The sequence below is a fragment of the Paenibacillus assamensis DSM 18201 genome, from assembly GCF_000422445.1.
GTDB lineage: Bacteria > Bacillota > Bacilli > Paenibacillales > Paenibacillaceae > Paenibacillus_B > Paenibacillus_B assamensis.
On sequence record NZ_AULU01000003.1, the window covers coordinates 281313 to 292840 of the forward strand.

At 43.6% G+C, this 11528-nt stretch carries 12 protein-coding genes; 5 read left to right on the forward strand and 7 right to left on the reverse strand.

Features of this window, described 5'->3' with window-relative positions:
* Window positions 1-2: 2 nt before the first annotated feature.
* Complete coding sequence (locus tag H580_RS0101025) at window positions 3-1076, reverse strand: FecCD family ABC transporter permease (RefSeq protein ID WP_084508801.1); 1074 nt, start codon at window positions 1074-1076, stop codon at window positions 3-5.
* A gap of 17 nt (window positions 1077-1093) precedes the next feature.
* Complete coding sequence (locus H580_RS0101030; protein ID WP_028593148.1) at window positions 1094-2086, reverse strand: ABC transporter substrate-binding protein; 993 nt, start codon at window positions 2084-2086, stop codon at window positions 1094-1096.
* A 738-nt stretch (window positions 2087-2824) separates the two neighbouring features.
* Here H580_RS0101030 and H580_RS22885 point away from each other — a divergent pair.
* Entirely contained in the window at window positions 2825-3322 is a 498-nt protein-coding gene (locus H580_RS22885) for a hypothetical protein (protein ID WP_051217130.1), read from the forward strand.
* An 88-nt stretch (window positions 3323-3410) separates the two neighbouring features.
* Here H580_RS22885 and H580_RS0101045 read toward each other — a convergent pair whose 3' ends face one another.
* Window positions 3411-3968 carry a nitroreductase family protein gene (locus H580_RS0101045; RefSeq protein WP_028593149.1) on the reverse strand — a complete coding sequence of 186 codons (558 nt, stop codon included), beginning with the start codon at window positions 3966-3968 and terminating at the stop codon, window positions 3411-3413.
* A 128-nt stretch (window positions 3969-4096) separates the two neighbouring features.
* On the opposite strand from H580_RS0101045, the gene lplA reads away from it, so the two are divergent.
* From lplA to H580_RS0101060, 3 genes are all read left to right on the forward strand, one after another.
* Window positions 4097-5101 (forward strand): lipoate--protein ligase, encoded by a 1005-nt coding sequence (gene lplA, locus H580_RS0101050; RefSeq protein ID WP_028593150.1) that lies wholly within the window; start codon window positions 4097-4099, stop codon window positions 5099-5101.
* Window positions 5102-5363: 262 nt separating this feature from the next.
* On the forward strand, window positions 5364-6287 hold the full coding sequence (locus H580_RS22890; protein WP_036604265.1) for a DMT family transporter: 924 nt from the start codon (window positions 5364-5366) through the stop codon (window positions 6285-6287).
* 57 nt (window positions 6288-6344) lie between these two features.
* Window positions 6345-7154 (forward strand): Cof-type HAD-IIB family hydrolase, encoded by an 810-nt coding sequence (locus tag H580_RS0101060; RefSeq protein WP_028593151.1) that lies wholly within the window; start codon window positions 6345-6347, stop codon window positions 7152-7154.
* A 117-nt stretch (window positions 7155-7271) separates the two neighbouring features.
* On the opposite strand, the gene H580_RS0101065 is transcribed toward H580_RS0101060, so the two are convergent.
* From H580_RS0101065 to H580_RS0101075, 3 genes are all read right to left on the reverse strand, one after another.
* On the reverse strand, window positions 7272-7685 hold the full coding sequence (locus H580_RS0101065) for a DUF3021 domain-containing protein (RefSeq protein WP_028593152.1): 414 nt from the start codon (window positions 7683-7685) through the stop codon (window positions 7272-7274).
* Complete coding sequence (locus tag H580_RS0101070; RefSeq protein WP_028593153.1) at window positions 7686-8144, reverse strand: LytTR family DNA-binding domain-containing protein; 459 nt, start codon at window positions 8142-8144, stop codon at window positions 7686-7688. It abuts the gene before it with no gap.
* Between the two features lie 231 nt (window positions 8145-8375).
* Window positions 8376-9236, reverse strand: a complete 861-nt coding sequence (locus tag H580_RS0101075) for an MBL fold metallo-hydrolase (RefSeq protein ID WP_245583451.1) — start codon at window positions 9234-9236, stop codon at window positions 8376-8378.
* A 189-nt stretch (window positions 9237-9425) separates the two neighbouring features.
* Between H580_RS0101075 and H580_RS0101080 the strand changes: the two genes are divergently transcribed.
* The gene (locus tag H580_RS0101080) at window positions 9426-10142 is read left to right on the forward strand and encodes a glycerophosphodiester phosphodiesterase (protein ID WP_028593155.1); all 717 of its coding nucleotides are present in this window, start codon (window positions 9426-9428) and stop codon (window positions 10140-10142) included.
* A gap of 288 nt (window positions 10143-10430) precedes the next feature.
* On the opposite strand, the gene H580_RS0101085 is transcribed toward H580_RS0101080, so the two are convergent.
* Complete coding sequence (locus H580_RS0101085) at window positions 10431-11522, reverse strand: sulfate ABC transporter substrate-binding protein (protein WP_028593156.1); 1092 nt, start codon at window positions 11520-11522, stop codon at window positions 10431-10433.
* Window positions 11523-11528: the final 6 nt, after the last annotated feature.

Sequence of the window (11528 nt, forward strand, 5' to 3'; positions counted from 1 at the left end):
AGTCATCCCTCCTGAGACTTACGCTTGTTGCGAATAAGTAAAAAGGCGAAAAATGGCGCGCCAAGGAATGAAGTCACGACGCCCAATGGAATTTCTGTCGGAGCCAGCAGCGTACGAGCAATCGTATCTGCCCACAGTACGTATAAGGCACCGCCCAATGCAGACATCGGAATGAGGAAGCGATAGTCGGCCCCGATGATCAATCTTAGCAGATGCGGCACGACTAGCCCTACGAACCCGATCACACCCGCAACAGAAACGGCTGCCGCTGCTACAAAGGTTGCTGTCAGTAGCACAATCCATTTCGTCCGTTCGACATGCAGTCCCATATGCGCTGCTTGACGCTCTCCCAATGCAAGCATATTTAGAGAACGGGAGTATGCAATAAGTACAATAAGCCCACCGACAAAATACGGCAGCAATATTCCAGCATACGACCAACCTCGCATTGCCAAGCTGCCCATCGTCCAGAACAAAATTTCATTAATTCCGTCTTGAGACATAGCAACCAAGAACGATACGATCGCTCCAAGGAAGGATTGCATAACGACCCCAGATAAGATTAGTGTCTGGATCGGCAGCTTCCCATTCTCTCTAGCCATTCTTAATACAACAAACAAAGCCATAACAGCTGTTACAAAGGCTGTGACTGGAATTGTCCATTGCCCGAGAAAAGCATATTGCAGTCCAAAATAAATTAGCAGTGCTGCTCCTACGGAAGCACCCGAAGATATGCCTAGTGTGTATGGATCAGCTAATGGATTGCGCAGCACACCTTGAAACGCAGCACCCGAGACACCAAGCGCACCACCTACTAGCAGCGCCATAATGACTCGCGGCAAACGAACATGGATCATAATTTGTGCCGAGGAAGGGTCCCATGTAACAGGGATGTATTCTCCTACCCACGGCAGATGGTGCAATAATATACGGACGATGTCTCCAAGCGGCAAATCCACAGATCCAACCGCTAAACATATAACAATGGACAAGAGGAGCAGCGAAATACCCGCTGCTCCTGCTCCAATACCCCTGTGCTTTTTAATCCATGCTTGTTGTTGAGTAAAAGTTGTCATTCGTCTGTCATCCCAACTTATTTTACTTGATCCGGATGGATAGCTTTAGCAATCGATTGCAGCGCATCAGCCAATCTTGGACCCGGACGGCTAATCGTGTCATCTTCGATACCGATCACTTGTTTGTTTTTCAGCGCATTCATCTCGCTCCAACCTTTACGCTCACGAATAATCGTCTCAAGTGGCTTATTTGTATCGTAATCTTTCACGCCTTTTCCATATAAAATAACGTCTGGATTTTTCTTAATAATCGTTTCTTCATTGATTTGGAACCAACCTGTCTGATCAGCGGCAATATTAACGCCTCCAGCGATTTCAAGCAATTCATGCATATACTCGCCGCTGCCTACTGTCCAGCCTGGGGAGAATTCCATGTATACGTTCTTCTTAGGCGCATCTTTCACGCTAGCTTGTACATCCGCACGGACTTTCTTCATATGATCTGTAACTTCCTTCGCATCCGTTTGGCGGTCGGTAATAAGTCCATAAGTCTCTACACTGTTAATGACACCGTCATATGATTTGGGATCCAACTTAAATGTACGGATTCCCATATCACGGAACTTGTTAACAGCCTCATCCTTCATTGCGATACCTGTAAATACAACATCGGGTTTCGCAGCAATAATAGCTTCTACATTCGGCTCCAACCCGCCCATTTTCGGCTTTGTTGCAGCTGCTGCTGGATAATCATCGTGATCAGATACACCTACGATCTCTTTATCCAAACCAATCGCAAATAGCATTTCCGTATCTGCTGGAGAAACAGAGACAATTCGTTCAGGTGCCTTCTCAAATGTGAATTCCTGCCCTGTCGCATCTTTAATTTTCAGAGGATAGGTTGTCTTCAATTCTTGGTCAGCAGGCTTCGACTCCGGAGTTGGTGTCTCAACCTGACCTTTAGTCTCAGCTGGCTTCGCCGTATTTGCGCCACCGCAAGCCATAACTGTCAATGATAATGCCACAATAGTTAGTAAACTAAGTATGCGTTTCCAATTTCCAAGCTTCATAACCGGTTTCTCTCCTTATTTACCATGCAATGTAGTCATTCTGTCGTCTCAAGATGCAATATATACACGAACGCAATCGTTTCGACTCTTATATTGTAGATGAAAATTTCAAACCAATGCAACTCCCATCCTACTTGAACACATGTTTGATTATAGTAAGTAGCTTTCGTAATGACAAGGAAAATGATCATATCGCCAGCCATTTTTCCAATTTATAATAAATAAACAGCAAAAACCTCGCTGGACTCTTCATATAATCGCTACAATTATTGCTCCAAAGGAATGCACCCATCCAAAGGTATGCCTGAGGCCAACTCACTGCAACCTTGTACAACGAACATCGTCAAAATAAGAAAGGGGCGTTTACATGGAATAATGATTAAAGAAATTTGTACTTCTTCTCTACGTCTGCATACCCTCTAGAAAACGATCATATATCTAAGACGCAGTAAAATACAATGCCGCACCCGGCTAATTGCCCACCATCATTTCAACTTCTACTTCTCTGCCACAGTCACTTTTTCATTTCATCCAGCAATCCGAACTTGTATGATAAGGAAGCGCCTCTAAAAAAATATTTTCAAACTAATCTCATAAAAGCGCTCACTATAACAACTCTGTTAAATGTTGTATAATAATAAGACTTTCTTTACATTCTGCATATTTATCTGTTTAGTAATCTGTTTACTCATCTGCTTATTCATAAATTATTATTACCCATTAAAGGAGGAGCCACCTATGCCGGTGCAGTACAAGACAGCTTGGGCTTCACTAAGCGCCGCCATTCTCGTTACCGTCTATTATTCTTGGAATCTTCTTGCTCTTAAAGGAAATATAACGCTGCATAGTTCAGAAATGATGTCGTTAGCACGTAACGTATTCGGATTCACGATTATTGTCCAAATGCTAATCCTATTCATCCACTTCGTTTCCAAAGATGAGCCTGATCTCAAAGAGCAAGCTCGCTTTATATCCCTTCGTTCAGGACGTATAGCGCTCTTATTTTTAATTGTTGCTGTTGCGTCTTGTGCCGCTTATCTCATTTATGTCGCAGATACACGCTCCTTGCTGCTCTCGCCGCTGATTAGTGCGCATTTACTCGTTAGCGTATTGCTTGCAGCATGGATAATAAGGTACACCGCCGAGTTATGGATGTATCATCGCGCACGACACTTGAGCGTAGAAAGCGTGGGGACCCCAGCTTCACCCGATGATTCTAATCCATTTCTAACCTGAGGTGCTTCAACTGCTGAAGTGACCAAACATATAAAAAAAGTCCCTGTTCACCACCTATGGTACAGGGACTTTCACATGTATGATCCAATTAAAATTCAGTCACCAATTCTGCCGCTTCCTTACGTGGGCGTACAGGACGCACCTCATCTGGATAACCAATAAAGAGATTCCCGATAATCTTCTCTCCTGGCTTAATACCTAACGCATCCCGGTAAAATGGCAGATTGATATAGGCGCCTGTATGCCACAGCATGCCTACCCCTTCTTCCCATGCGAGCAGTTGAAGATTTTGTACAAGGGCACTAACTGCCATCACATCTTCTTCCCGGATGTTCGGACGAGGATCTTCAGGCATGACGACGACAAGAAATGCAGGAATATGATTCACATAGTCACGATATTTTTGCTTTTGTGCTTCATCGCCTTCTTTGAACTTACCTAACTTGATGACAGATTCCACTAGCTTATTTGAGTATTCCTGTTTCCCCTGCTCACCAACAAAGATAAACCTCCAAGGCTGGCGCAGACCATGATTAGGAGCATAAACAGCATCATCCAACCAACCGAGAACCTGTTCTTTCGTAACCGGAGTATTTTTAAAATCATAAGTAGAGCGACGACCACGAATCGTTTCTTTAATAGACATTACGATTAAGCCTCCTTATATTCTCCTTTTACTCCATTATATTGATAACGATTATCAATATCAAACTATGTTTATGTTTTTTCATATATGGATTACAATAGAATATATATGCAAAGGAGGCACCCATCTTGAAATTTATTGATAATCAAGGGATTACTGATCCCCGTATTAATTTAGCAATTGAAGAGTTCGTGCTTAAGCACCTTCCGATGGATGGAGACAGCTATCTTCTCTTCTATATAAATGAGCCCTCGATTATTATCGGGCGCAATCAAAATACGATCGAGGAAATTAACACGGATTATGTCAAAGAGCAAGGTATTCATGTCGTTCGCCGCTTATCCGGTGGTGGCGCTGTCTATCATGACCTTGGCAATTTAAACTTCAGCTTTTTAACAAAGGATGACGGCGAATCCTTCCACAACTTCCGTAAGTTTACGCAGCCTGTTATCGATACACTTCGTTCGATGGGCGTAGAAGCTGACCTCACAGGTCGTAATGATATTCAAGTTGGCGAGCGTAAAATTTCCGGAAATGCTCAATTCTCAACTCGTGGCCGCATGTTCAGTCATGGGACACTTTTATTCGATTCGCAAATGGAGCATGTTTCATCCGCGCTTAAGGTAAAAGCAATAAAAGTCGAATCCAAGAGCACAAAGTCCGTTCGTTCTCGTGTAGCGAACATCACGGAATTTATGTCGGACAAGCTATCCATGGAGGAGTTCCGCGATTCCTTGCTGCGCCATATTTTCGGGATCGAGCCTGACCAAGTTCCTCAGTACAAACTGACGGAAGAAGACTGGGCAACCATCCATAAAATTTCGGAAGAGCGGTACCAGAACTGGGATTGGAACTATGGCTACTCTCCAAAATTCAATGTACAAAATGCCAAGAAATTTACTGGCGGTATCGTTGACGTTCGCCTGGATATTAAAGACGGACTCATCGAGTCGCTAACGATTTTCGGAGATTTCTTCGGACTTGGTGAAGTAAAAGATATTGAAGAACGTCTTGCAGGCGTTCGTTACGAAGAGCAAGCTGTTCGTGAGGCACTGGCTGATATGGACATTCCTTACTACCTTGGTCGCGTTGAGCGTGATGAATTTATTCATTTACTCATGCTAAATGACTAATCCATAGAGGCATTTGCAATCAGGAGTACGTAACCCAGAGGTTGGGTCAGATAGAAGGTACCTACCCTTCCTGACAGCTTCTGGGTTATTCCGTATTCTATTTACTTGAAGGATTTATCTATTCGATCACTATCCACATCGCTATAATAGAAATGGACCTTTATCTTTCCGCGTTCATACATGGCCTACTTCTCTCGTGTGTACAGATAAATGTTTGAATAACCTAACAGCTTATGAGTGTCGGAGGAGATTATAACGCCATATGAAACGCGATTGGATTGTTTACGTGACTTTGTTGTTCGTCGCCTTTGTCTGGGGAGCGAGCTTCATCGTCGTACAGGCAGCTGTACAGACGCTGCCCCCGTTAGCTTTTAATGCAGTTCGTTTTATCGGATCAGCCCTATTATTTCTAGTTGTCCTGCTGTTTTCACGAGTCAAGCTGAAAGATAGACTTTCACCAAAGCTAGCCTTGCACGGAATGATATTAGGTGTCTGTTTATTTGCAGCATATGCCTTACAGACTGTAGGCTTGCTTCATACGACAACGACCAATACTGGATTTATTACAGGAATATCGGTTGTACTGGTGCCTTTTTTTAGCGTCATTCTCACACAGCAAAAGCTGGCTTTACCTACTTGGATCGCTGCTGTACTAGCACTTGTTGGACTCTATCTATTAACGTTTAACGGTCAAGCGTTTCAATGGAACTATGGCGATATGCTCGTACTGCTTTGTGCAGTCTGCTTCGCGCTTCATATTGCTTTCACGGGGATTTACGCATCCTTGCATGACACTATTGCCTTAGTTACGATTCAATTAACGACAGTCGGTGTGCTTTCAATGATAAGCTCACTTCTATTAGAACCGCTGCAATCACCAGCTGAGCTTATGGAGGCTATATTAGATCCCCAAGTATTATTCGCCTTAGTTGTATCGATAGGATTGTCGACTGCATTCGCTTTCTGGGCACAAACTTGGTGTCAGAAGCATATTTCAGCTGCCCGTGTTGCACTTATATTTGCAACAGAACCTGTATTCGCTGCCATTACTGGCATCGTTTTCGCAGGTGAGAAGTTGGGCACATTGGCAGTATGGGGGTGCATTTTTATATTTTTCAGCATGATTGTGGCAGAATGGAAATGGAACCGGCACCGAGATACAATAGAAAAAGAAGCTTCCATGTGATTGAAATAAATAACCTATATAAAATAGAGAAATCAAAAGTAGAGGGAGAAACCTACTATGTACAAATTAATTGCTATCGACGTTGATGATACATTGATTACTGATGATAAAGTCGTTACGGAAGGTACGAAACAAGCGCTTATCCAAGCGATTGGGCAAGGAACAGCTGTTACACTCGCAACGGGGAGAATGTACGCTTCTGCGCGCAATATCGCGCTGCAAACAGGATTGAATGTGCCGCTTATTACGTATCAAGGCTCACTTATTAAAAATGTCATTAGCGGCGAGGTACTTTACGAGTGCGCGGTGCCTGAAGATGCAGCCATGAAGCTCTTTGAATATTGTGAGGAGAAGGGGCTTCATTTGCAGCTTTATGTGGATGACCAAGTGTACGCGCAAGAAAAAAATGAGAAGCTAATCGCTTATTGCGAGTTGTCTAACATTCCTTATACGATCGAGCCAGACTTTAGAGGGGTGCTGTCACGCTGCCGTTCAACGAAAATGCTCATTATCGACGAGCCGGCTCTGCTAGATGAAGTGGCAGCACAACTTCGCGGCTTGCTTGGGCCAGATGTTCATATTACAAAGTCTAAGCCGCATTTCTTGGAGATTACTCACCGTGAAGGTACAAAAGGCCATGCTCTTCGCTTCTTGGCGGAGCATTTCGGCTGCACATTAGAAGAAACAATCGGAATCGGCGATTCCTGGAATGACCATGATCTTATTGAGACCGCAGGACTCGGTGTTGCGATGGGCAACGCTGTTTCTTCCTTGAAGGAAATTGCAGACTATATTACACTGTCCAACAATGAAGAAGGCGTACGTCATGCCATTGAGAAATTCGTATTGAATAGAAGCGAAGCGTAGACCCCTCAACGCATAACACGATATAAATAGAGCCTTCATGATTCACACCGGCGGCATCCGTTAATTCGTTGCAGCACTATTGTGATTATGAAGGCTTATTTTCCATGAAGATATGCCTTAACGCTGAAGAATGTTATTCATCTGTTTAATTTTCATTCTCCAATAGAAATTAATTCCTAGCCATATGACAAGATAACTTGCAATAAAAATAAACAGCATGCTTAGAAAAGCTTCTCCTGTGAGCTTCGACCATCCATTCATCACATTGACAGCTATGTAGCTGGGAAAAATAATTACGAAATGCGTGATCGTCTGTCTTAGCAACGACCATTTATCAATACGGAAGCAAAGCGAAGCCGGACCGAAAACCACACCTAATATAACATATCCGCGCATACATCTATTGAGCCAATCATAGCTAACTAGTTGCCCCTCCATCGTTTGGATACTTATGAATGTATGAATCATAGCAGCTGCTAATCCAAATACTGCACCAAACACTACACGTTGAAAGATAATTCTAGTCATCATTTACTGTCCTCCCTTTCGATAACCGACCAATCTTTGTTTAACCGTTTGCACGTAAGACCTGGATATGTATTCCTTTTTATCCCCACTGAAAAATACGACTAGGTTGCCGTTAAACATCATTTCAAACCGCTTCATATGCTCCAAGTTTGCAACAACTGATTTTGAAATTCTAATAAAAGAACGGGCCTGTAGCATCTCTTCCCACACATGAAGCCTATCTTTCACTTCATAAGCATCTTCAATCGTCTGTGCAAACACTTTCTGACCTTCTGCATAAAAATATAAAATATGTTTGATATGGATAATATGACTGCTTTGATTTCGCTTTGCCTCCACCCACTCGATACTGCTATGCTGCAAAAGCCGCACTACACGTTGAATTTCATCGGTCACTTCACTGCACCTTATCAGTACTGATGTTTCTTCACATCGTTCATCCAATTTCACTTCAATCTTCATGATAAAACTGCCCCCTTCTCACTATGGCATATTATAATCAGCAGCGAATGTAAAAGATAGAATTGTAACACAAGCGGAATATTTAGCGGTATAAGATGTCGTTTAGGCAAAATGAACGGAAAAAACGATCTCCTAGGCTGGCTGCATCCATATCAATTGCAGCACGATGCGTAGCATCAGAGATCGTACGGTCTAGGGTATATACAGTTTACAAAGTAAGCTTATTTCACTCTAAACTTGCAGCTCCAATCCAAATGAAGCAAGCTTCACATGAGCAGGCAGCTGATAATCTGCACGAACATCTACGCCATGCGACATATGCGTAAAAATCGTTCGTCGTGGACGAATACGTTCAACTAGCTCCAACGCCTCGACCATATCATAAACAGAGCGTGTGTGATACGCAAAAGGCTCCTTATAAAAGTTTGTGCCAATGATCAACATATCTAACTCCGCAAAATGCTTAAGTTCCTTTTCACCTAGATCGATCGCATCCGAAGCATACAGCCAACTGAACTTCTTCTCTTCCTCACCATTATTGACGTTGTTACGATCAAAACGATATGCATAGGAGTAACCATTTTTGCCATGATTCACTCGAATCGGTGTTACAACCCAATCTTCCCACAACCACACCTTTTCGATAGCGGTAAATGTAATATGAGCTGACAGCCACGGATACATCGTTTGTATCGTTTGCAATACTTCAAGCGGCGCGTATACTTGTCCACGTCGCTCCAGCCAACGGCAGCAATCCGCATATGCAGGTAAACCAGCAATATGATCTTGATGCGCGTGCGTTACCAAAATACGATCGATCCACCTTTGACCGATACGCTCCATTTGTTCAGCCCAATCGGGCCCACAATCTATAAGTACATGCACATGCTCAGCGTCCGTAGAAGCTGCTTGTTCCAATAAAACGGAAGAACGAAGCCTGCGATTCAAGTGACTGTCTCTTGCTTCCATGCAGACTTCACAGTCACAGTAAACTCTCGGTACACCAAGCGAATCACTTGTCCCAAGAAACTTTACTTTCCACAGAGTACTATCATCCACAGAATTGGCTGCTGTTGAAAATGAAGAATTCACCAATTTCACTCCTTGTCTTGCTATCTATAATTTACAGTCCGTTAACATAGCTGATCGTAACGAATCATTCACACATATTGCTTTGAACTACGCCGTAAATTGTATATCATAATTAGTATAAACGGTTATAAACAGAAACAGAAGCTCCAGCTCTTTAACGGAGACGAGGCAGCAGGAGGGAAAGTAAAGATGAAATTAGAAATTGTAGCTCACCGCGGATATGCTGGAGTATTTCCTGAAAATACGATGGAAGCGTTTCGTCGTTCCTTGGCGCTTCGTGCAGACAGCATTGAGTTAGATATTCACCATTCACGAGAGGGAATTCCTATCGTCATTCACGATGACACGCTGGATCGCACAACAACCTCAACAGGAGCGATTCGCTCACTTTCTGTGTCAGAGATTCAAGCAGCAGATGCGGGCAGCAAGTTTAAGGTTGAATTCTCAGGCTGCAACGTGCCGCTGTTAGAAGAAGCATTAAAGCTATGTCAAGATTGTCGGGCAGGCTTACAGCTTGAGATCAAAGAGCAGATTAATGAGGATGAAGCTCGTGCCCTTCTGCATCTGCTATCGGTTTATGACATGAGCAAACGTACGATGATTATTTCTTTTTACAAACAAAACTTAGACCTGCTGCGCCGACTGGATGCGGAAATAGAGCTGGGCTTTCTAACGACAGATCCGATTGCACTGGAGGCATTAGTTCCACTCGCTCCAGCCTGCCTTTGTGCCCACTACCCGTTGCTGCTGAAGCACCCTGAGCTTATACAACAAGCACGTAAGTTGAATGTTGATGTAGCCGTTTGGACAATTCGTGATATCGAGACAGCGAGGCAGCTTGTAGAGCTAGGCGTATATCGACTTACATCCGACATTCCATTACATCATCAAGATCTGCAACAATGAGCGAATGGTTGACAAGTATAGTGGCTTAAAAGAACTCAACGGTTAGGTTTGTTGTTCAAGAGAGCTTAACTCCGAAGAGGGATGGGTACCAAAAGAAAATCTAAAATGCTATGTTCTCCTCTATATGAACATGAGAAGAATGATTGTTCCTTTCTTTATTTATAAGCTATAATCCTTTAGAAAACAGACTTGTACAAACATAAACATAAAACAAAGCACCAAGTCTTCTCCTTGGAAAATTGGGAACTTCCCATAAGGAGTAACTTGGCGCTTTTTTACGTTCATCAATTAGGACCTATTAATACCAGCAAGTACCTCATACCAAATTCCTCGTCTGCTGTATAAGGTATTGCGTACTTCGTCCCAACCACCTAAATCATCAATCGTGAACAACCCTGCCGGTTCTACAAATGTACCCGCCAATTTCGCTTCAACTTGCTCATTAACTGGACGGAATCCCGCCTCCACCCACAGCTGCTGAGCCTTTTCACTGCGTAAAAATTCAACAAATGCTCCTGCTACTTCACGGGTACCATGCTTGTCGACATATCGATCCACAACAACAACCGGGTTCTCAATTTGAATCGTATGCTTGGGAACGATAATTTCATAGTCTACACCTTGCTTCACTCGTGCTTTAAGCTCATTCTCATACGTCACAATTGCATCACCAACACCATATTCGAAGGCTGCCATCGAAGCACGCCCACTTTTATCCATGGAGATAACTCGATCATGTACTTGATGAAGCAGTTGCTTGGCATAGTTTGGTCCATCGACTCCTTGTTCAGCAGCCATTTTCAATCCTGCACCGTATATAGCATTAATATCCCACTGTGCTCCACCAGACGTCTTCGGATTCGGGTACAACACATCGACATCAGAACGGGTAAGATCCATCCAATCTTTGATGTGAAGTGGATTACCTGCTCTCGTACCAATTACGACGATGGAACGCGTCACCATGCCCTGATAAGGGTCTCGCTGTTTCCAATTATGTGGGATCAGCTCTGCATCAACAAGTTTGTCGATATCCCCTTCCATAGCCAGCAGGGCAACATCTGCTTCCATCCCGCTTGCGATCGAACGCGCTTGAGTTCCAGAAGCTTCATAAGATTGCTGGAATTCTACCGTCTGCCCCGTCTTCTCCTTCCATTCCGCTTGGAACGCTGGAAGAATGGGTTGAAGTGCATCTCTTGCCACGGAATAAGCACCAATGACAAGCGTCACAGAGTTATTGCCACTGTTAACGGGCTGCACATCAACGGCTTCATAAGCCGAATCAGCCGCAGGGGAACTGCAAGCAGTGACGAATAGCAATAAGAAGAGCATGCATCGTTGCATGAACCGAGTACAAACACGTACTGCTTGAGGCTCCATCTGCTA